Source organism: Ruminococcus hominis, from assembly GCF_014287355.1.
Classification (GTDB): domain Bacteria; phylum Bacillota; class Clostridia; order Lachnospirales; family Lachnospiraceae; genus Schaedlerella; species Schaedlerella hominis.
On sequence record NZ_JACOPE010000001.1, the window covers coordinates 2,576,075 to 2,598,637 of the forward strand.

The window sequence follows — 22,563 nt, forward strand, 5'->3', positions numbered from 1 at the left end:
ATGCTTTTGTTACTCTGAATCAACTTCGAACGTAAAACATAAAGGATGACAATCTCCACTTTTTTGTAGTGTATATTGTCATCCTTTTTTACCATTTTAACCTCTGCTTATATTCTTCCATAGATTGACTTCGGTACATATGCCTTTACTGCAATTCCTTCTTCAACATATTTCTCTTCTAAAAGCTGCCCATGTTTTCGAATCAATTGAATTCTACCGGCTTCAGAAAAATCATACAATCGTTCCACATAAATCTGATCCTGCCGGATGATATCAAGCAATGCCCCTTTCAGTTCATCCAGTCCCTGTCCGGTCTTTGCTGACACTGCAAATGTATAGTCTGCATGCAGATCGCGAAACATTTGTGGTGCTTCCAATTTATCCTGCTTATTAAACAGTGTAATAATAGGCTTTCCTTCTACGCCTAACTGACGCAGTGTATCATATACTACATACATCTGTGTATCCATCTGAGGGTTTGAAGCATCTACAACATGAATTATAATATCTGCATATTTTGCTTCTTCCAGAGTACTTTTAAATGCCTCTATCAAATGATGTGGCAATTTGCGGATAAAACCTACGGTATCCGTCAAAAGTACCTGTTGTTTTCCTTCCAGTTCTAACGCTCTGGTCGTTGTATCCAATGTTGAGAAGAGCATGGCATCTTCTAAAATTCCTGCCCCGGTCAGTGCATTCTCCAAACTGCTCTTTCCTGCGGAAGTATATCCTACAAGGGCTGCCACTTTCAGATTAGAATCCTTACGCTGTGTCCGGATCAATTCACGGTGCTGTTCCACCTCGCGCAGTTCTTTTTTTAATCTGCTGATTCGTTCTCGAATCAAACGCCTATCCATCTCCAGTTTTTTCTCTCCGGGACCTCTTGTACCAATTCCGCCTCCCAGTCTGGACAATGAATTTCCCAGTCCAATCAATCTTGATGCTCTATATTTTAATTGTGCAAGTTCTACCTGTATCTTACCTTCACTTGATACTGCTCTTGCCGCAAAAATATCCAGGATCAATAGCGTACGATCAATGATTTTACACCCTAACTCCTGTTCCAGATTTTTTAATTGCACAGATGTCAGTTCATCATCACAAATAATTCCTGTGGCATCTGTTTCCCACAACAGTTCTTTGAGTTCGGTTATTTTTCCTTTTCCTATATAAGTTGCCGGATGAATATACTCTCTGCTTTGTATCATTCTTCCCACAACTTCAGCTCCTGCAGTTTTTGCCAGTTCGCCAAGCTCATCCAATGACTCTTCTGCCGGTTCGTTTTCATTTAACTGAACTCCGACCAAAATCACTTTTTCTTCGGCTTCTTTTAACTCATACATCGTCATAAACTATCTTGTCTCCAAAAATTCTACTTCTTTTTCTATATCCTTGTCATTCGGGTAGTCTGCAATATACTCATTTGCCGCATTCTTAGCTTCTTCCCAGTTTTCCTGTTTTTCATAACACACAACCTGATTGTATCTCATCTCCTGTATGAGATCAGAATAATCAACTTCTTTTTTTGATTTCGATGCATTTACCGCATCCTTTGACTGTGCATATGAAATTCCTTCGTCAAAATATTTTAATGCAGATTCATAATCCTCCTGCTGCATTGCAGACACTCCCATAATATTGTAAAGCTCGGCAGTTCTCTGAACTCCATCATCTAACGCTTTCTGCATACTTTCCAGGACTTTATCATACTCTTTTAATTCATAGTATGCCATTCCCAGTCCGCGATAAGCTTCCGCAGCATTCTCTTTCTTTCCTTTCGCCTCTGCTGTACTTGCAGCCTGTGTAAACTGAGTAACCGCTTCTTTATAATCTTCCTTTTCCATTGCTTTTATTCCTGCTTTTCCTGCATTTGAACATCCTGTAAGTAAACAAGACATTGTCAAAATCACCAATCCACAGTTTCGAATAAATTGCATTTGATTCTTCATTTTCATTCTCCATTTTCGTCTTTATTCCGGATATTTCAATATCCAGAATGAATTTAAAATATTTAATAACATTACACCGACATCCGCAATGATGGCATTCTCCATAGATACATAACCAAATAATGCCAGCACCAGCAAATATACTTTCATGCCGATTGCAAAAATCATATTCTGCTTCACTGCCCGAATTGTCCCTTTGGAAATCCGAATCGCATTTACAATTTTAATCGGCTCATCTTCCATCAAAATAATATCTGCAGCTTCAAGTGCTGCATCTGCTCCCAGTCCTCCCATGGCAATTCCGATATCAGCACGTGCAAGAACCGGCGCGTCATTGATTCCATCCCCGACAAACGCAAGTTTTTCCTCTTCAATCCGGCTTTCCATAAAGTCTTCTAACTGTTCTACTTTATCCTCCGGCATTAAGTTTGCAAAAACAGAGTGGATTCCTATTTTTCTGGCAACATCTTCTGCCACTCTGTCATTGTCACCTGTCAGCATAACGGACTCGATCTGATGTCTGTCAAGCCATCGTACCATCTTTTTCACACCTGGTCGAATAATATCCGAGATTAAAATATATCCGGCATATTCTCCATCTACCGCTATATGAACCGCTGTTCCGATATCCGATACCGGCTGATAATAAAAGCCTTGCTTATTCATATATTTTGCATTTCCGGCAAAGACAACTTGTCCATCTACAATTGATTCCACTCCAAAGCCAGAATATTCCCTTGTATGAGAAACTCTTGCTGTATCAATTGTTTTTCCATAGGCCTCCCTTAATGACTGTGCGATTGGATGATTTGAATGAACCTCCCCATATGCGGCAAGCTCCAGTAACTTCTGTTCAGACATTCCTCGCGGACAAATCTCTTTGACAGTAAATACACCTTCCGTTAAAGTTCCTGTCTTATCAAACACAAATGTTTCTGTCTGTGATAAGGCTTCCAGATAATTACTTCCTTTGATCAATACACCTTGTCTGGATGCTGCTCCGATTCCACCTAAAAATGCAAGTGGAACCGATACTAACAGACCACATGGACATGCAGCTACCAGAAAAATCAATCCTCGATAAATCCAAACATGTCTATCCTGACCCGCAAACATCATTGGCGGAAGTATCATGACTAAAATTCCCATCAGTATTACGATTGGTGTATAGTATCTCGTAAATCGATCAGCAAGCTTTTCTGTTTCTGCTTTTTTATTATTTGCCGCTTCAACCAAGGTCATAATCTTCGCTGCCATAGATTCCTCATAAACTTTCGAAACTCTCGCCTCGATCATTCCACTTAGATTGATACTTCCGCTAAAAAGCTTGCTTCCTATCTTCACTTCTCTTGGTTCTGCCTCGCCAGTCAACGCTTTTGTATCTATCATACTTACGCCCTGTGTAACTGTTGCGTCCACCGGAATTCTCTCTCCCGGTTTAACCACGATTACATTCCCCGGTATCAATTCGTCAGGCGAAACCGTTCTTGTTCCACCTGCAATCTTTAAGTTTGCATGTGACGGCCGGATATCCATAAATTTGGCAATTGATTTTTTTGTTCTTTGCAGAGAAATAGCCTCTACCAGATTTCCCACCTGATAAAATAGTACGGCCGCAACAGCCTCACGATATCGCCCAACAAACATGGCTCCTATTGTTGCAACCAACATCAGAAGATTTTCATCAAAAAGTTTTTTATGTTTTATATTATAAAAGGTCTGCCACACTATCTTTACTGAAAGTACAATATATGCAAAAATATACAACATCAATTCCACTCTGCTATCTGTATTCCATTGCTTTACCGCAAAAAGTGCATTCAAGTAAAGAACCAGGCCTGCTCCTATTTCGATCAGCTTACTTTTTACTTCTTTTGTCATTCTTATCCCTCTGCTTTTCAATCGCCTACGTTACTTCTCGCCGCTTTTAAGTCGAATGTACCTGACTACATTTCTCTCTTTCCTAATAAATGTTCCGCCACACTGGCAACACTCTCTGTCTTTTGTACCCCTTCCTGCTGCTCCAGACACGCTTGAATTGCTTCATTGAGCGATAACATCTTATCATCCAGCTCTGATACCATCTGTGCACATTCTCTTAAATCCCTGCTTATATATTCCGGTGCCATTCCTTCAAATTTGTAGTAAATCTTATGTTCCAGACTGGCCCAGAAGTCCATTGCAATCGTTCGAATCTGAATTTCTACTTTCGTATCAACCACGCTATCTGATAAAAAGATTGGAACAGATACCAGCATATGATAACTCTTATATCCGCTTTCCTTCGGTTTTTTAATATAATCCTTGATTGTCAGCACTTTCAGGTCGCTTTGATTACCTATCATCTCTGCTAATCTGTAAATATCAGATGTAAATGAACAGATCAGCCTTACTCCTGCAATATCATTAATATACTTTACCATATTCTCAATCGATGTTTCATATCCATATCGTTTCAACTTTTTTACAATACTCTCCGGAGTTTTCACCCTCGTCTTGATATGCTCAATCGGATTATATTTATGCACATGCTGAAACTCATCATTGAGAATTTCTAACTTTGTCCCCACTTCTTTTAATGCTGCATTGTACAGAAAGATAACAGTCTTCCAACTATCTACATCCTCATAATTTTTAATTGCATCCTGCATTCGACATCGTTCTCCTTCATAAATATATTTCTTTCCCCATTCACTATTTCTGTCAATTTTTAAGAAACAGTATATATACTTTAGTATAGCATAGTCCAGCCTACAAATCCAGTTTCATGTCTCCATAACGAATCCACTTTTTCTTTCGCATATACTCAGAAAAAAGTAATGTCAAAAGTGCCGGCAGAACAATCTGGATTGTCAGCATTTTAATCATGACTATCATCGGTTCTTCCGTCTGCGTCATAACCTGCCAGGTCATAATCTGCCCCACCAGTCCGGCTGTTCCCATCCCCGACCCAGTTGCATTATTAGTCATATGCAAAAACATGGTTCCGACCGGTCCTAAAATTGCACTGGATAATATTGCAGGAAGCCAAATCACCGGTCGTTTCACAATATTCGGAACCTGTAGCATTGATGTTCCGATTCCCTGTGCAAATAAACCTCCAAATCCGTTTTCACGAAAACTTGCAACTGCAAAACCAACCATATTACAGCAGCATCCTATCGTTGCCGCACCAGCTGCCAGACCTGATAAATTCAATACAATTCCGATTGCAGCCGAACTAATTGGAAGTGTCAAAACCATTCCCATCAATACAGAAACTACAATTCCCATGATTAACGGCTGTTGCTCCGTTCCCCAGTTGATCAGAGAACCTATCCAAGCCATAAATTTTGAAATCGGCGGTCCCACAAAAAGCCCTACTGCCGAACCGACACCGATAGTAACAAGCGGTGTGATCAATATATCCAGTTTTGTCTTTCCCGCAATTAAAATTCCTACTTCAATAGCAAGATAAGCAGCAACAAATGCTCCCAGAGGTTCACCCGGTCCCGCTAACACAATTGCCCCATTCTGCAAAATCTCTCCCGATAAAATCTTACCGGCAAATGCACCTACCATACCTGCTGTCGCTGCTGACACTACAACCAGCTGACTTGCTTCAAATTTTCTTGCGACGCCAACACCGATTCCTGCGCCTGTCATCGCTGCTGCGACCTTTCCTATCAGAACGATCCATGCCCCTGTATTACCAGTCACCATAGCTCCAATCTGCTGTATGATCGTCCCAATGATCAACGTTGCAAACAATCCCTGTGCCATACCACTCAATCCGTCAATAAAAATACGGTCCAATCCTTTTTTCATTTCGCAATTTCCTTCCAAATCTTGTTTTCTAACTGCATCATATAAAACGCTGCCTTCCATTCTTTTCCTTGCAAACAACAACATTTTATTTTCGTTATCATCATATTCTATCATCGACATTTTGCTTTTTCAATGATATACTTGAACTACTTTTCAAATTTTAATAAGTATAGATAAAATTATAATTTGCAGAATATTTTTAATCATAACAAGGAGGTCACCTTTATTATGTTTCGTTTATGGGGAAAAGAATTCAAAGACAACCATATGCTCCGTGACACAGTCATCTGTGATGATACAGATGATACCCGGACTCATAAGATTTTTCATGCATTGGATGAGATCTGCTATGAATTTGATTTAAGTAAACCGATTTGGCTGGACTCTACGATTGCTGATTTTAAAAGGCATGATAAAGCTCGATTTTATCAGGATAACTTTGTAGATTCAATTGATTTTGATTATTTGGAGATACAGATTATTGAAGAATAGACGGGAAGAAGTTTTAGGAGTGAACGTGTAGATGTTAAAACGACAAGAAGGTTATATTTTAAAACATATTGATGACAAGACTTACCTCCTTCCATATGGACAGAAAATTGCCGACTGTATTGTCCGGCTTTATGGACCTGCTCATGTTTTTTCTGAAAAGTTTGCACCTTTTTACCTGTCATCTACTACTTTCTCCGGATGCAACGATCATAGAGAAGAGCTTCCGCAGACAGTGTGTTCTGATATGGATATCGAAATTATTTTGGGCGAACCACAGAATCATCAGAATGGTACAATTCTTCTTCGCAACAAAGAATTGATCGTCTCTTGTTGGGAAGAAGGATATCTTTTATAGTTTCCAACTCTGGATAACATCATCGAAGCTCAGATTACCACAAATGCTAATTACGCCAGAATTTACTGTAAGAATACGCTTCCGGAAAGCGATTGCGAGAATCTTTTTCTTGCAATCCGTCCTTGCTTTTTATATAAAGCACAACTGGAAGGCTGTTTTGCCATCCATTCTGCTTCGATTCTCTATCAGGATCAGGCGTGGCTGTTCTCCGGACATTCCGGCATGGGCAAGTCCACTCACACTGCCCTCTGGCATGACCTCTTACATACCCCATATTTAAATGGGGACTTGAATCTTGTAGCACAAAAAAACGGACAGCCTGTGGTATACGGAATTCCATGGTGCGGGACATCACAGATTTCCACTGCCAAAACATATCCTCTCGGCGGTATTGTCTTACTCGGAAGAGCTGACATCGATTATCTCGTAGACCTCGAACATTACGAGAAAGTACTACAGGTTATGCAACGCATGATTTCTCCTAGTTGGAGTGCCTCACTTATGGAATGTAATTTGGATTTTGCACATATTCTGGCAGATACGATTCCTATTTATAAACTGATGTGCACGAAAAATCCTTCCGCTTTAGAAGTTATAAAAACACAGATTGATACACTTTCATTGTTGCAAAAACAGACCTGACATGGAAAACAATTTTCCACATCAGGTCTGTTTTTTACATCTTATTCACAATTTCTAACCGTCTCCGGTGAATGATTACATATTCCAGTCTGTTACTATATCGTCCGGATCATATCCCTTCTTTTCCCAAGATGACATACGATTACCATTATCCACGTCATAGCTTCCTGCATGGCCGGAATCTTCATAATGTGTCTGAAGACCACATCCGTTTGCTGTATTTGCCGGACATCCAAGACAGGCAAACTGCTGTTTGTATCCTCTTGTTCCTCCGTTCCAGTTAGAATAATCAGAACCTTCACCTGGTTAAATGCTGCTCTTAAATTCTCTACACCAAATGATTTGTCCTGGTCATAACGAATTCCATTCTGGTCATTGAGGTGAACTGTCATCAGTTTTCCCATTGCCATTGCAAATCCGATTTCATTTGCCGGGAAATCATGCACTACATCGATGAACATTATAGCGAAAAACTCCTGCTTTCAGATATCGCTAAACAGCAGGAGCTTGACTTATACTATTTATCTCATTTATTTAAGGAATCCTTTGGAATCACATTTCAAAACTATTTGTCCAAGATTCGCTGCGAGCACGCCCGCCAGCTTTTATTGTTGACTGATTATTCCCTGTTGGATATCAGCATCGCCTGTGGATTCTCCGATCCGAAATATTTTAACAAAGCTTTCAAGGCACAATACGGATGTTCTCCAAAGGAATACCGAAGATCTTTCCAGAATGCACATATCGAGCAGCAGCAGAAATCGATGCTTACAACACAGGACTTTTTGTCAGATGACGCCAGTCTGCTCATGTTGGAGAAGTACACGCTGTGACTTCGACGTTACTATTCAGAGTACCTGTGACCAGCAACGCATCTCGCCATTTTAAATTGCCTTTGGCGATAGGCGAGATGCCGTTCAAGACAAAACGTGCATCCTCCGTGTCAATCAGCGTAGTGAATGACACGGGAGTGAACAGTAACACTTCGACTCCACATGGATTTTGGCTCGCTATCGTTATTGAAATAATTTTCAAAGTCTTGTATACTCCTACTTAGGAATTTATCACATCATATTAATATTAAAAAAGGAAGATTATATTTTGAATAAGATAAAAAAAGGATTAGTCATGGAAGGCGGTGCCATGCGTGGAATGTTCACTGCCGGAGTAATCGATGTTCTCCTTGAAAACAACATCGTTTTTGATGGTGCTGTCGGAGTATCAGCAGGAGCAGTTTTTGGATGCAATTATAAATCAAAGCAGATAGGTCGTGCAATACGTTATAACAAAACATACTGCAATGACCCGAGATATGTTAGCCTTCGTTCATTTCTTCAAACGGGAAATCTATATAACGAACAATTTGCTTATCATGAAGTACCAGAAATATTAGACCCTTTTGATTCACATACTTTTGCTTCCAATCCAATGGAATTCTATGTTGTTTGTACCGATATGGTAACAGGTAATGCAGTATATCATCGTTGTGAGCATGGAACTACCGAAGATATTGAATGGATGAGAGCCTCTTCTTCCATGCCTCTTGTATCAAAAGTTGTAAAAATAGATAATTTATCTTTATCTGATGGTGGCACAGCTGATTCCATCCCGATACGATTTTTGGAACAACAGGGTTACAATAAAAACATAGTTATTCTGACTCAGCCAAAAGGATTTGTAAAAAAACGCAATTCGTTTCTCCCTATATTGCGTGTTGCCTTACGTAAGTATCCTGCATTACTTCGTACTCTCAGTAATCGACATATTACCTACAATGAAACATTGAAGTATATAGAAACCCAGCAAAATGCCGGAAATCTATTTGTAATACAACCACCTGAAGCTCTAAACATTGGAGCTGTGGAACACAGACCGGAAGAATTAGAACGTGTATATCAAATTGGAAGACATGAAGCACAGCGTGAACTGCAACATATTATAAGATTTCTCAATTGACTCCTAGCTAATCAATATTGGTGCTTTATAAAAGACTGACTTCATCGGATTTATCCTTTGAAATCAGTCTTCACCTTTACAATTGCTCTACTTCTGATATAAAGCGTCTATTTTTTATCCTTTTTTTGCGATGTGAAAATTGCAACATCACAATAGTCCAACTCTGTTTCTTTCCCGTATTTATAAGTTTTGAATTCACCTACAAACGGAATTTTCATTTTCTTTCCATTTTTTTGAGTTTCCTCAATGGTCTGCAACATTCTGTTGAGATGACTTTTTGGCAAAGCACATCTATCGTGTGCTGAATATGCTTCCTTAAAATCTATTTTCTTTAACCGCTCCACTTTTTTGCAAAACGGCTCTAATTTTACATCGCTTCCCACACCGAAGAGCAGTCTTCTTGCTACAGAATCACCCGACAAAAGAAGCTTTGTTTTTTGATCTAGAAGCAGAATGCTTCCCGGTGTATGTCCCGGAATATGATAAACCGTCAATTTTCTGTTTCCCAATTCTATCACATCTCCCTCATTTAGCGAATGCAACACAGGACAAGGATGAGTTGGTTCATTCACTCCGGGAACTCCATTTTTCACCATATCCATGTCATCGGGATGGAGCCATACCTCTTCTCTCTTATTCAGATAAAAAATATGATCCACATGTCCATGGCTTAATACCACTTGAACCGGTCTGTCTGTCAGGGAGCACGCATAATCCCACAGATTTTCCTGATTGATTGCTAAGTCGAAGAGCAATGCCTTTTCTTCTCCGACAACGAGATAAGAATTTGCAGTTGCCTTTTGTGGTTTTACCAGTTCCTCCATCGCAATATTTGATTTATTTGTCACAGATATCAGAAAAATTCCATCTGCGATTTCTGTTGAAAAAAATGTTTCCTTCAAAATATTTCCACCTTTTTATGACTCTTTCTTTTCACCATACGCAGTTACACCAGGCGCATATTTTCCTTCTGCAAGATCGGCAGCAATCTGTGGATAAATTTTATCCAAATCATAGAGAGCTGCTGCAACGATTGCCAGGACGATCATTGCTGCCGGAAGGAAGATAAACATAACCTTAAATCCCATCAATGCAGAAGCAGTCTGCTGCGCAGCTCCTGCTACATATCCGGAAGCATTCATAACCAAACCGAGTACGATAGTTCCAAGGCTGTTTCCGATTTTTCCTGCAAAAGAGTTTGCGGCATTTCCCATACCAATCATACTATAACCGTTTTTCCATTCGCCGTAAGTCAATGTATCCTGAATGATAGATGCAAACGCACATCCTGCAATCCCATATCCAGCTCCACCGATCACACCTGCTACAAGCAAAATTGGCTTTGCACTCGAAAACAATGGAAGTAATGTACCAATACCACGTATAATAAGACCACCCAGTACCGCGTTACGCTTTCCAAGTTTTGCCATGATTGGGAATCCCACCAGCATAAATCCAAGCATTGCCAGAGAATTTGCGGTAGAAAACACCTGATAGAATTCCGCATCTCCTACTACATATGTCATATAATAGGATGTTGTAGATCCGGTTGCTCCCATGAGGAACTGAATCACTACTGCAATAATAATATTATAAATCCAATACTTGTTTTTAAAGAGTGCTTTTAATGTTGTAAATACAGACACTTCTGCTTTCTTACTTTCTTTCCCATCGTCTTTACCTGCATTTTCAATCACACGTTCTCTCGTTCCAAATACAATCAGAACCTGCGCAAGCATTCCGACAATCATCCAGATGACTAGCAATTTAATCCATCCAGTTCTGTCTCCATATGGTGAGAACGAAGGGTCTGAGCTTAAAAGTTTTAATGCAGTGATAATCGTTGCATTTCCAAGTAAGCTTGCAATTACATTTCCTACCATGTTGATACCGCCGTTTAAACCACGGGATTTCTGATTCGTTGTCATAAGACCGTTTAATGCCATAAACGCTACATAACTGAACGTATAACATCCTGTAGAAACAAGATTGTACATCACAAATACATATACAATCTGTGCCGTACCCGTGAGACTGCTTGGCATCAGATACAATAACAGTAACGAAATAACTGTACACGGAATCATACGAAGCAGCCAGACTCTGGCTTTTCCAAATTTGCTGTGTGTCTTGTCAATGATTCGTCCTGCAATCAAATCTGAAATACCATCCAAAAACTTTGATACACCGACAATTCCCGCAGCAACCCCCGGATTGATTTTCATAATTTCTGTTAGATATACAATTAAGAATGCACCGATGAAAAGGTTTACCGCATTTGTGGCAAATCCCCCTCCTATACCGTATGCAAGATGTTCGCCAAATCCTACTTTTGCATTTTGTGACATATCTTTACTCTTTTTGCTCATTAGTATTTCCTCCTCTTATACATGAATTTTGCTAATCTCTTCAATTGCTTTTTCATAACTTTCCGTTGGTTGTCTGAATAGCATTGCACGCGTTCTCTGATCTACGATTGATTTATTCATTGCTTCCAAATCATTCCGGTCGATGGATGCAATATATCCTGGTAGATATTTATCAAGAATTTCTACTGCCTTTGGATTATCCAATAATCTTTCTACCGGAGTTGTTCCGGAATACAGTGCAAGATAATCTCTCTTCGTCATAATTTCGAAATCATAACTTCCTGCAGGAAGCACTTTTGCTTCCTGCTCAGGTAATACCACTTCTGCCTCACAGCCAAATGGGATTTCTATGTGGAATGACAAGACTCCGTTTTTCTTAATCTCCCACTGTGATACATAACGACCTGCCGCTGAATCAAAGGAGCCTTTGAAGTAACCCATTCTTACATCCGGTTTTGGCGCAAGACATACTTTTTTAAATCCAGGTTCTACCGGAATCAGCCCCATCGAATGACGATATACAAATTCCATAACCGAACCATAAGAGTAATGATTTAAGGAGTTCATTCCTGTTCCGCTAATCTTTCCGTCAGGTAAGATTGAATTCCATCGCTCCCAGATAGTGGTTGCTCCGAGATTTACTGCATAGAGCCATCCAGGAAAACCTTCAAAGAATAGGAAATCGTATGCAAGATCTTCCATTCCACAGTCAGCTAGAACAGTATTCATCATCGTAGCACCTACAAAACCTCCTTTGATGCGATAACAGTCTTTTTTAATACGAGTTCTTAATGCCTCAATCATTTTATTCTTATCACGATAAATGCCAAACTTCAATGCAACAAGATAACCGGTCTGCGTATCAACCGCAATTCTTCCGCTTGTTGTAAAATATTCATCCAAGATGGCAGTCTTAATACTTTCTGCCAGCTGCTCATATTCCTTTGCCTCTTCATAACCAAGTACCTTTGCTGCTTTTGCCACATAGCTTGTAGACGCATAGTAGTATACTGAAGCAATATAACCGGAATCTGTTGCGCCAAATGTACTCTGTTCTGTTGCACCGTCTAAAGCAAGCCAGTCTCCAAACTGGAATCCAAAATCCCAGAGATGTTTTTCTCCCCTGTTCTGGTCTTCTCTTCTGATACAATCCACCCAGTCCTTCATCAATGGATAGTGGCATGCAAGCATGTCCTTGCTTCCATAGTAATCATAAAGCATATCCGGCAAGAAGGTAGCAATATCACTCCACACGCTTGCGCACAGACCAGGAAATTCATTTGGAAGATAAATAGCAGCTTTTCCGTTGTTTCGCATCTGATCCGAACGAAGATCACGAATAAATTTGGCATAAAAGCTGCGTGTATCCATCAAATAACCTGCAGTACGGCAAAATACCTGTGCATCACCTGTCCAGCCGAGTCTTTCGTCTCTCTGCGGACAATCCGTAGGCATATCTATAAAATTTGATTTCAATCCCCAAACTACATTTTCGTGAAGTCTGTTAATTTTAACATTTCCTGTTTCGATTTCTCCTGTTCGATCCATTTCCGAATAGATTGCTTTACCGGTGAAGCAAGAGCCATCAACCTCTTCTAAACCTGAAACCTTTACATAACGGAATCCAAAGAATGTAAACTTTGGGCGAATCGTTCTGTCACAGCCATCCGATGTATAGACAAATTCTGATTTTGCTGTTCGATAATTCTCATGATAAAAATTACCATCCTGTAAAACTTCCCCAAACTCCCATTTCATAGTTGTTCCCTTTGGAATCTGCTGTGTGCACTCAACCACACCGGCAAAGTTTTGACCAAAGTCCAGAACATTTTCTCCTGCCGGTGTATGAATCACATCCTTCACTGACAGACTTTCCATATCATGAAGTCCCGGCGAATAGCGTTCCACTAATGTTGCCAATGCATCAATTCTTTTCGCACTGCGCCATGGATTTTCTTTTCCATCCCATAAGAGATAATTTTGTGTTTCACCGTCATAGATACATGTTTTCTCAAATACACTTCCGCGATAATTCCAACTCTCATCTGTTCCGATTACTTCCACGCTTCCATCCTCATATTGGATATAAACTTCTGCAATCAGGCCGAAAGTCTTCATGCCATAAGCAACATTTGTTAAGCCGAAGTGTCCCATATACCAGCCTTTTCCAAGCTGTACTAAAATTTCGTTTTTCTCGCTTAAATGTTCTGTTACATCATATGTACAATATTGAATATGCTCTTTATAATCATTGATAAATGGTGCCATAACATCGTTTCCAACCTTTTTACCATTGATTTGTGCTTCGAATACACCAAGACCACAGATGTACAGACGCGCCTGCGAGATTTTTTTAGATATTGAAAATCTTTTCAGGAATTCAGGATGTATACTATCATTTTCTTCAATACCAATCCAATCTGCACTCCATTCTTCAGCTAGTTTTGCAGTCTCAAACCAGCACACCTCACTTTGTACTGTTTCATTTGCATCTGTTGTCACAATTACCTGATAATAATATCGTGTGTGAGGAGTCAATTCTAATTTTAATGGTACGCCCAATGAATCAAGTTTTGGCGAATTCAACTCGTAAATCACATTTTGCATATTTGCTTCCAATGCAACTTGAATCTCCACATTTGTCTGCTTTTTTCCAGATACTCCGCGCACCTTCCAAGAGCAGATGAGTGTATCGTATAGATAACCTAATGGATTCTCAATTCCATTAATTTTTACTGCATATATTTCCATATTTTATTCCTTCCTATTTCAATTTATAAATGTTTCCAAAAACGAAGCGCTTTTTCTACCCATCCATCAGCTTCTGTACCGGTTCCCAAACCGAAGCCATGCTCACCGGTTTTGATTCTCTCGTATTCATAGGCAATTCCAAAAGCAGCCAATTGATTCTTCATATTATCACTATTCGAAATTGGAACTGTGCTGTCATTCTCTGCCTGAATAAGAAATGTTGGTGGATAGTCTGCATCCATATTTCGAACAATCTCATAATCTTTGCAAATTTCTTCCGCATTACCTTTTCCAAAATAGCCTTTTACCATCATAATTCGAACTGGCAGTGGCATCTGCTGCAGTGTATCCCAGACATCAATCAAAGGATAGTCTAACAGCATACATTTTGGTTTCAGACATCCGTATACCTCGTAACCGATTGATTTCGTTCCCCATGAAGCAGCCAAATGCCCGCCGGCAGAGAAACCACCTACCGCATATTCCTCGGCATTCACCTGAAAATCATCTGCATGCGCTTCAATATATTTGCATGCAGCAGCCAAATCTTGCATCGGTTTTGGAAATACTTTCGGTGCACCGACACGGTAATTCAAGCAGAATACAGTCACACCCAATTCATTTAATTTTGCAGCTACAGGAAAACTTTCTGGTAATGAACAGACCGAGCCATATCCACCACCTGCAGCCAAAATCACATATTGTTTTGACTCAGCCGGAAAGTGAAAAATCTGCACATCGCCTTTCTCCGGATCTTCTGTCACACTCGTAGCATCGTACACTGGATAAGCAAACTTCTTACCGCTTTCTAAAATTTCTGCAACACGGTTCAAACCATATACCATATCTTGTGCAGACCATGTTTTGTGCTCTTTTTCAATATCTGCAAGACTCATGTTCATCTTCAGATTGCCGCCTAGTCCATTCTGACTGTAGACTAAATAAGGGATCAGAGACTTCCATTCTGGTCTCATCTGCAATTCTCTTAAGGATGTACATTCTGTTATTTTCTGACTCATGCTACTTTCCTCCCCACACGTCAAAGACAAGTTCTTCTACCTTGGTACTGATATAGGAACCTGATCCACCAAGATCACAACGATTTGTTACAAACACAACCTCTATTTGATCCTTAGGACTCACAAAAAAATGAGTTCCGAAAGCTCCACTCCATCCGTATGTACCTTCTGTCGCAAAGCTTTTCGCAGCTTCAGGATTTTGCCGAATCTTCATACCTAGACCCCATACCATACCTGGTTCTGATTCCAAATGTTTTTCTGCTGCTTCTGTATGCATCAATGATACAGTTTCAGGTTTCAAAATCTGCCGTCCATGATAAGTTCCTTGATTATAGAGCATTTCTCCAAAATGTTCATAATCTATAATCGTAGAGAACAATCCTCCACTTCCTTCTTCAAACTGTAACGGTTCCTGATGCAGCATTCCAAACATGTCATCCTTTGTTCCGGTAACATCTTTTAATTTTTCATTTTCTCTCTTATATACGTGAACAAGACGTTTTTTCTGTTCATCATTCAAGAAAAAAGTGGTATCCTTCATATCCAACGGTTCACAAATGTTCCTTTGGATATATTCTTCCAAACGTAAGCCAGACACGCGTTCAACGATATAACCGAGAATATCAAATCCGGCAAGTGGAGAATAATTTGTTGCTGATCCAGGTTGGAAATCCAACACGTATCTGCTGTATCGCATCACACGGTCTTCCAAAATCTGATCTTCATTTTTCATTTTCATCATTGCAATCAAACCAACTGCACCTTGCTCCAAACCAGATGAATGAGACAGCAAATCACGAATATTTATTTCTCTGTCCGCAGGCACGGTCTTTACCTTTTCCATTTTAAAAAATGGCACCTGGAGCAGAATTTTCTTTGGATTTTTCATATCAATCACATATCGTTTATCCGATGCGACCTGCATATTTTTGAATTCAGGCACATATTTTGACAACGGATCATCCAAATCCATCTTGCCACTCTCAATCAATTGCATAATGGCAACTGCAGTTACACATTTCGACATCGACATCATACGGTAGATGGAATCATACGAAACCTCTTCTTTTGTGTCGAGATTGGCCATTCCCCATTTATTTTGATAAATCAACTCGCCATCTTTTCGTACCATAAGTGCCCCACCGGACATTTCCCGGTGTTCCACATATGTCTGCATACATGCGGTAATATCGTGTTCTGTCATCTTATCTCAACCCCTGTTCTTTTAATTCTTTTTGAATTTCTGTAATTCCTTTCTTCTCCAGGTCAATCTTCCAGAAACAAATTGCTGCTAATATGTACATCACAGCAGGGTAAATTCCTGCTAACACACGAATCATAAAAATCGCACTATCAGGCTGTACTGCAAGCACTGAACTATCTGTGTTGATATATCCGCCCAGTGCAAGCATCATGCTTGATAACCCTGCTGCAAGACCGATACCAATCTTACCCCCCATCGTAGCAGCTGAACTAATTGTTCCATCCATCGGCTTTTTTGAACGATACAATGCGTAGTCACAAATTTCACCTGTCATTGGAATCAATGCAACGGTAAACGGTACAACTGCAATACCACCGATACTTTTTCCAATCATGAACATCGCTAAATTTGTATTTGCAAAGAAAATAACAATATGGCTAGCTGCTGCTAATAACATTCCACCAACAATACAATTACGCTTTCCAAATTTATTGATAAACGGTACCGCAAATGGAAGAATAAAGATAGCTAACATACCCGGCAGATTAATCAGCGCCGTCTTATTAATATCTCCAAATACATATTTCGCATAGTAGGTAGCAACCGGAGCTGCTGATAAATTGTAAAGGATTGTTCCAATTGCAAGGAATACAAAGTATTTGTTTTTTACAAGTTCTTTTAAAGATTCCTTCACTGGTTGCTTTTCTTTTAAATGTGCTTCTGAATGCTCTGTTACGGTTTCTCTTGTTAATTTCACACCCAAAATTGCAGCTAAAACAGCGATTGCCGCAAAGATCAATGTTACGGTTGTATATGCAGCCTGACTCTCATTCATTGCAGAAAGAATTACAGGAACAACCAGACCAATAAGCATAACGCAGAACAATGATCCATATGCCGAGAACACACCGAGTACACTACGCTTTTTCGAATCAGCTGTTAAAAGGTTATTCATCGTTCCGCATGCCACAGAAGTCATCGTACCGAAAATAGGATTTGCCAGGAAATAAAACAGCGCGCAGAACGCAACCTTAAACCATCCAGGCAAGCTTCCCGGGCAATTGAACAGCATCATAATTGAAATAGCAAGTCCGGCTCCACCCGCAAGAACCCAAGGTCTCGCTTTGCCAAGCTTTGTATGGGTTCGATCAACAATCATACCCATGACAATATCTGTTACACCGTCAGTAATTTTCGTAATCATTAGAATCATACCAACTGCACCCATGGAAATGCCAACGTTATCTGTATAATAAATATTAATGTAGTTCGGTACATATCCCGTGGCTACTGCACTTACCATCGCGCAAAGCATGATACCGATTTTTTGATTCATTCCTAATTTTTCTGTATTTTCTTTCATTTTATCTTCCATTTCTATTCTATTTCTTACTACTTTTTATATTTCTAACTATCTTTCAAACTGATAAGTGCCACTGCCGATGTTTACTACTGTTTCTCCACAATAAACAGTTGCCGTTGTGTTACATGGAATTTCCACTTTCAATGTGTGCTCATCCCATTTCACGGAAACCATACCGGCTTCACTCTCAAAAGTTCTCTCACAGCTTGTAAGCTTTGAGTCATACTGTGGACGAATCACAAAATGTTTAAAGCCAGCCTGATCTGTGTCGATTCCGCAAATAGCACGCTCCATCCAATCATCCACGCATCCGAGTGCATAATGGTCAAAACTAACAAATCGACCTGGCTTTTTCGCCTCATCCGCATCCCATGCTTCCCAGATTGCAGTTGCACCATGGTCTACTTCGTAAAGCCATGACGGACGTTTATCCTGCCAGAATACCTGATGTGCAAGCTCCTGTTCTCCCACGATACAAAGTGCATCAAGCAAGAACGGTGTTGCTAAAAATCCGGTGTCAAGACAATAATCATTCTTCTGAATCAGTGACACTAACTTTTCTTTGTAGCTTTCCTTTAGATCATCCGGCACTAAATCAAATGCAATTGCCACACAATAGCCACCCATTAGATCATCCGGCATATGTCCGCCACGCATAATTCCATTCTGAATTGCATTTTTCATCTGCTGTGCAATCTCATCATAGTGGTTCTGCTCATCTACTTTTCCAAGCAATCCACAGATTTCCGCAAAATAACGTACGGACTGATATCCGAAGAACGGTGCCATAAAGTATGAAGTTGTTTTGGCATTCTCATAAGGATGTTTCGGGTCAATCTGCTGACTTGGAATCAACCATTCACCAAAGTGAAAACCGGTATTCCAAAGATACTGATCATACTCATAAGGAATATCACGATAACCTCTTTTTTCTTTCGCAGTACGAATAATATAATCACACCACTTTTTCATTGCTTCATAATTATCTTTGAGGACAATGGTATTTCCTGTCACCTGATGCATAATATATGGCACCCAAACTATCGCATCCGACCAGCCTGCAACACCTGTCACTCTGGTGTCACCGAATTCTTTCACCGTATTCATCAACACGCCGTCATATAGCTTTGTATATGGTGCGGTAATCATAACGACACCGTCATCTGCCTGGTTTTCTCTTAAGCTGTGAAGCCAGCTGCTTAAGAATGGTGTTACATCCTCATTCATAAGAGCCGTCTTAGCATACACGAGAATATCTCCTGTCCATCCTGCTTTCTCACGTGCCGGACAGTCTGTCGGCACAGACATCATATTGTTCCACTGTGACCATCGCACATTCTGATACAGACGATTCACTCTCTCATCGGAACATGTAAAGGAACCATAATCATCCTTTTCCGTTGTCAGAAGTACAGCTGTAAAATTTTCTTTCTTTACTTCTGTCATGCCGGTCACCCGGATATAGCGAAAGCCATGGAATGTAAATTTCACCTCATGTTCCAGCGGTGTTCCATTAGATACAACGATATCCTTCTGTGGGCAGAACATCGTATTAACGTAATTGCCATTTTCATCTAAGATTTCGAAATATTCCAATACAATTTCTGTATCCTTCGGCTCATCGATATGAATACGTGCACGTCCTGCAAGAACCTGTCCGAAATCGACAATCCACTCACCGTTCGGTGACTGGAAAACATCCACAGCCGGAAGTAGTTTGGTTGGCCTAACAGGTGGCATTGGCTGTGCTTCCAACATCTCGTATCCATAATCTTTCACTTCAACCGGATGTTTCTCGTCATAACCGATTCTATAATCCTGTTTTTCCCCCTGGAAAATATCAGAATAGCAGATTGGTCCAAGTGCACATGTTTCATCTCCGTCTGAGATAATCTGCTCTGTTGTTCCATCCTCATATTCTACTTCCAATTGGAATAACACCGATGGTTTCTCATGTTGATTTTCAAAAACAGGGCTTGCCTGCATGCTAAAATACCAACCATCACCAACATACATATCCAGTGTATTCTTTCCCTGTTTCAGAAGCATTGTCACATCATAGGTCTGATAGTATAATACGGTGCTATACGTTGTAAATTCCGGTGCAAATTCACGGTCATCTGCTCTTTTTTTGTTGATCCGAAGCTGATAAACGCCATAGCTGGTTGCATACATTCTCGCCTTTTTCACACGCTTATCCAATGTGAATTCTTTTTCAAAAAATACAGCCGGTGCTGTATTGCCGTATTTATACTCTGTAACCGGAACTCTTGGAATGGTACTTTCTACCCATTTTGCATTCCAAAGAGATTTTTCTAATAATCCAGTCTCAAATTGCGCCTCTGCTTCCGCTGTTTCATTGTAATTATTCCACACAGTCACTTTCCATTTATATTCTGTCCTAGAAGACAATGCAATTCCTTCATACTCCACAAAAGACTGTTTTTCGCTTTCAACTTTTCCTGTATCCCAGAGACATTCTTCATCACAGAGTACCTGAAGCTGATAAGCACACTGAACAGTATCATTTTTGTCGTTTGCAATTTTCCATGAAAAATAAGGATTTTGATCAATCCCAACACACTTTTTCATATGTAATGTTTTTAAATCATATAGTCTCATCTGTTTTCTCTTTTCATTTTGATATATTCTCTCATCTCTCGCACTATGCCCAATCATCAATACAATCTACCGGACGAATCAATGCCTTTTTCAGAATTTCCTTTTTCTTCATGCTAACCTGAACACCTTCGATTTCCTCCGGATAGATTCCATTCTCAACCCAGTCCATCAAAGCTTTCAGTCCATTGCTTTCTGTGATTCCAGGCTGCTCATTCCAGCAGTTTCCGTGTCCGTCTCCAGGCACCAGATACAAGCGGAAGAAGGAATCCACCTTCTCTTTTCCCATACATGCCACAACGTTCTTATAATAATCGATTGTGCCATCTACCGGAATCAGTGGGTCGTTCAATCCATGATCCACGATTAATTTGCCACCATGAGCCTGAAACACAGATAAATCAGCCTGATCCGCACCTGCATCCTTAAATTTTTCGATGCTCTGTTTAAATAGTGCTTCAAATTCCGGAATTGTAATCTTTTCAAATTTCCGCTTTGGCTGTTCTGTCACCCATCTTGCATATAGAGTTGTTAAGAAGAATGGCTTTGGCTGTTTACGGATCAGTGAATAATAGAATCCACCGACTGGAATACCTACATTCCAGAATTTCACACCCGGTCGAAATCCGTACCATAACCGATTTCCATCAGCATCTTTTGGTCCATCCCAGAATGCCTGCATGACTTTCGCATCCTGTTCGGTAATTTTACCACCTTCACTCATTGCTCCAACAAATGTATTTGCATCGAAAACCGGTTTCTTTTCACTTGAAAAATAGATGTCTTTTCCGCCAGATTCTTCCCATACACGCTTCATAAAATACTCAATTTTTGCAGGCTTTAAAATATGATGGTTTGTATTCATAACTGCCAAAAACCACAAACCTTCTAATAGGAATCGATTCCAATGAATCGCCGGACAGGATGCCCAGATTCCATCATAATCCTCCGGATATTCCTGCGCTTCTACCATACACTGGCGTCCACCACCGCTTCCACCATTCATGTAAGCATATTGGACAGGTCGCCCATGAACGATCTCTGCTACCGCTTTTCCCACTACTGTCATGTGATGCGTAGTTCGTGCACGCCAGTTTTCATATAATTCTCGCTTTACTTTTCCCGTCTTTTCATCCAGCATATAGTCGTGAAGTCCGTTGATGTTGCCTGCATTTGCCGTTGCAGCGGTAAAACCTTTCATCACGGCATATGGTACTGTCCATCCTCTTGTAAAATCATCGGGAGCAGTTAAATAGCCCGCTCCCCCTGTCTCTGCGCCACCGCCTACAGTCCCGGCAAATCTGCCATTCCACGTAAGTGGTGACCAGATGATAATCTTTTCTTCGAACTCACCAGTTCGCCATGTAACATTCACTTCACAATATGGCGGAAGATTCTTCACATCCTTACTGACTCCGAAAATCTTATTAAATGAATCTCCTTTTGCCTTACGCTCTCCCGTCATATTGATTTCTGCTGAATCCACCCGAATATCTGCACCTGGAAATCTCGCTTTCAGTTCCTTTTCCAAATATTCCCTTTTGCATCTGTTTTGTATCATATTATTTCCCATCCAGGCATCTTCCTTTTCTTATTTCTATAAATTTATTCTACTGATTCTAACTCATCATTACCAATTGAAACTGGCTCAGCATCTGGTGCTTCTGGTGTCTCAGGTGTTGGCTCCTTAACATCATATGTCACCAGTGGAATTTCACCAAATGTCCCATGAGATACGCTCAAACTTACTGTCATACTTCCACTTGCTGTGTAAGAACCATCTTTGTTCAGTACCATTGTTGCATTTTCACCCTTTTTAATAAAGGATGCTGCCAGGATTCCAACTGCAACAAGAAGTACAGCAAGAACGCCCAACACAATTACTAAAACTCTTTTTTCATAAGCACACCTTCTTTGTTTTACTTGTGACTCCCCACATTTCCATACTTATAGATTACTGTGTTGGATATTTAACTTAAACACTTTATATTGACTTACAATCATAGAATCTTGACATTGCAGTATATATTTCCTATA

At 40.1% G+C, this 22,563-nt stretch carries 21 protein-coding genes; 5 read left to right on the plus strand and 16 right to left on the minus strand.

Annotated features, from left to right (window positions below; all coding sequences use genetic code 11):
* Positions 1-107: 107 nt before the first annotated feature.
* The 5 genes from hflX to H8S40_RS11465 form a co-directional block, all read right to left on the minus strand.
* Positions 108-1,343 (minus strand): GTPase HflX, encoded by a 1,236-nt coding sequence (gene hflX / locus H8S40_RS11445; protein WP_366482689.1) that lies wholly within the window; start codon positions 1,341-1,343, stop codon positions 108-110.
* Between the two features lie 9 nt (positions 1,344-1,352).
* The gene (locus H8S40_RS11450) at positions 1,353-1,949 is read right to left on the minus strand and encodes a tetratricopeptide repeat protein (RefSeq protein ID WP_186865265.1); all 597 of its coding nucleotides are present in this window, start codon (positions 1,947-1,949) and stop codon (positions 1,353-1,355) included.
* A 21-nt stretch (positions 1,950-1,970) separates the two neighbouring features.
* Positions 1,971-3,830 (minus strand): heavy metal translocating P-type ATPase, encoded by a 1,860-nt coding sequence (locus tag H8S40_RS11455; RefSeq protein ID WP_118724215.1) that lies wholly within the window; start codon positions 3,828-3,830, stop codon positions 1,971-1,973.
* A 65-nt stretch (positions 3,831-3,895) separates the two neighbouring features.
* Positions 3,896-4,600: a GTP pyrophosphokinase gene (locus H8S40_RS11460; RefSeq protein WP_022075406.1), complete on the minus strand. Its 705-nt coding sequence runs from the start codon at positions 4,598-4,600 to the stop codon at positions 3,896-3,898.
* A gap of 100 nt (positions 4,601-4,700) precedes the next feature.
* Positions 4,701-5,870 carry a PTS sugar transporter subunit IIC gene (locus H8S40_RS11465; RefSeq protein ID WP_366482494.1) on the minus strand — a complete coding sequence of 390 codons (1,170 nt, stop codon included), beginning with the start codon at positions 5,868-5,870 and terminating at the stop codon, positions 4,701-4,703.
* Between the two features lie 114 nt (positions 5,871-5,984).
* Here H8S40_RS11465 and H8S40_RS11470 point away from each other — a divergent pair, with 114 nt between their 5' ends.
* Positions 5,985-6,248, plus strand: a complete 264-nt coding sequence (locus H8S40_RS11470) for a hypothetical protein (protein ID WP_117990415.1) — start codon at positions 5,985-5,987, stop codon at positions 6,246-6,248.
* A 31-nt stretch (positions 6,249-6,279) separates the two neighbouring features.
* A complete protein-coding gene (locus H8S40_RS11475) occupies positions 6,280-6,603 on the plus strand; it encodes a hypothetical protein (RefSeq protein ID WP_117990416.1) in 324 nt (107 codons plus the stop codon).
* Between the two features lie 129 nt (positions 6,604-6,732).
* Here H8S40_RS11475 and H8S40_RS16335 read toward each other — a convergent pair whose 3' ends face one another.
* Positions 6,733-6,858 (minus strand): hypothetical protein, encoded by a 126-nt coding sequence (locus tag H8S40_RS16335; RefSeq protein ID WP_276312737.1) that lies wholly within the window; start codon positions 6,856-6,858, stop codon positions 6,733-6,735.
* Between the two features lie 33 nt (positions 6,859-6,891).
* Here H8S40_RS16335 and H8S40_RS11480 point away from each other — a divergent pair, with 33 nt between their 5' ends.
* Positions 6,892-7,245, plus strand: coding sequence for a hypothetical protein (locus H8S40_RS11480; protein WP_147365675.1), 354 nt, complete (start codon positions 6,892-6,894; stop codon positions 7,243-7,245).
* A 95-nt stretch (positions 7,246-7,340) separates the two neighbouring features.
* On the opposite strand, the gene H8S40_RS16205 is transcribed toward H8S40_RS11480, so the two are convergent.
* Positions 7,341-7,706: a hypothetical protein gene (locus tag H8S40_RS16205; RefSeq protein WP_243238233.1), complete on the minus strand. Its 366-nt coding sequence runs from the start codon at positions 7,704-7,706 to the stop codon at positions 7,341-7,343.
* Between H8S40_RS16205 and H8S40_RS11490 the strand changes: the two genes are divergently transcribed.
* Positions 7,686-8,078: a helix-turn-helix transcriptional regulator gene (locus H8S40_RS11490; RefSeq protein ID WP_186865266.1), complete on the plus strand. Its 393-nt coding sequence runs from the start codon at positions 7,686-7,688 to the stop codon at positions 8,076-8,078. The two genes, H8S40_RS16205 and H8S40_RS11490, sit on opposite strands and share 21 nt — an antisense overlap.
* A 268-nt stretch (positions 8,079-8,346) precedes the next feature.
* Positions 8,347-9,201, plus strand: a complete 855-nt coding sequence (locus H8S40_RS11495) for a patatin-like phospholipase family protein (protein WP_330638927.1) — start codon at positions 8,347-8,349, stop codon at positions 9,199-9,201.
* Between the two features lie 107 nt (positions 9,202-9,308).
* Here the strand turns inward: H8S40_RS11495 and H8S40_RS11500 are convergent, their stop codons facing one another.
* Genes H8S40_RS11500 through H8S40_RS11540 form a run of 9 tightly spaced genes read right to left on the minus strand, consistent with a single transcriptional unit; the run spans position 9,309 to position 22,404 of the window.
* Complete coding sequence (locus tag H8S40_RS11500) at positions 9,309-10,103, minus strand: MBL fold metallo-hydrolase (RefSeq protein ID WP_118724217.1); 795 nt, start codon at positions 10,101-10,103, stop codon at positions 9,309-9,311.
* A 15-nt stretch (positions 10,104-10,118) separates the two neighbouring features.
* On the minus strand, positions 10,119-11,570 hold the full coding sequence (locus tag H8S40_RS11505; protein WP_186865267.1) for an MFS transporter: 1,452 nt from the start codon (positions 11,568-11,570) through the stop codon (positions 10,119-10,121).
* 15 nt (positions 11,571-11,585) lie between these two features.
* Positions 11,586-14,321, minus strand: a complete 2,736-nt coding sequence (locus H8S40_RS11510; protein WP_243238235.1) for an alpha-L-rhamnosidase — start codon at positions 14,319-14,321, stop codon at positions 11,586-11,588.
* A 23-nt stretch (positions 14,322-14,344) separates the two neighbouring features.
* Positions 14,345-15,340, minus strand: a complete 996-nt coding sequence (locus tag H8S40_RS11515) for an alpha/beta hydrolase (protein WP_117990420.1) — start codon at positions 15,338-15,340, stop codon at positions 14,345-14,347.
* Between the two features lies 1 nt (position 15,341).
* Positions 15,342-16,544: a serine hydrolase domain-containing protein gene (locus tag H8S40_RS11520; RefSeq protein ID WP_186865268.1), complete on the minus strand. Its 1,203-nt coding sequence runs from the start codon at positions 16,542-16,544 to the stop codon at positions 15,342-15,344.
* A gap of 1 nt (position 16,545) precedes the next feature.
* A complete protein-coding gene (locus tag H8S40_RS11525; RefSeq protein ID WP_186865269.1) occupies positions 16,546-17,907 on the minus strand; it encodes an MFS transporter in 1,362 nt (453 codons plus the stop codon).
* Positions 17,908-17,955: 48 nt separating this feature from the next.
* Entirely contained in the window at positions 17,956-20,529 is a 2,574-nt protein-coding gene (locus tag H8S40_RS11530; RefSeq protein WP_186865270.1) for a family 78 glycoside hydrolase catalytic domain, read from the minus strand.
* A gap of 43 nt (positions 20,530-20,572) precedes the next feature.
* Positions 20,573-22,099, minus strand: coding sequence for a tannase/feruloyl esterase family alpha/beta hydrolase (locus tag H8S40_RS11535; protein WP_117990424.1), 1,527 nt, complete (start codon positions 22,097-22,099; stop codon positions 20,573-20,575).
* Between the two features lie 32 nt (positions 22,100-22,131).
* A complete protein-coding gene (locus H8S40_RS11540) occupies positions 22,132-22,404 on the minus strand; it encodes a hypothetical protein (protein WP_117990425.1) in 273 nt (90 codons plus the stop codon).
* Positions 22,405-22,563 lie beyond the last annotated feature (159 nt).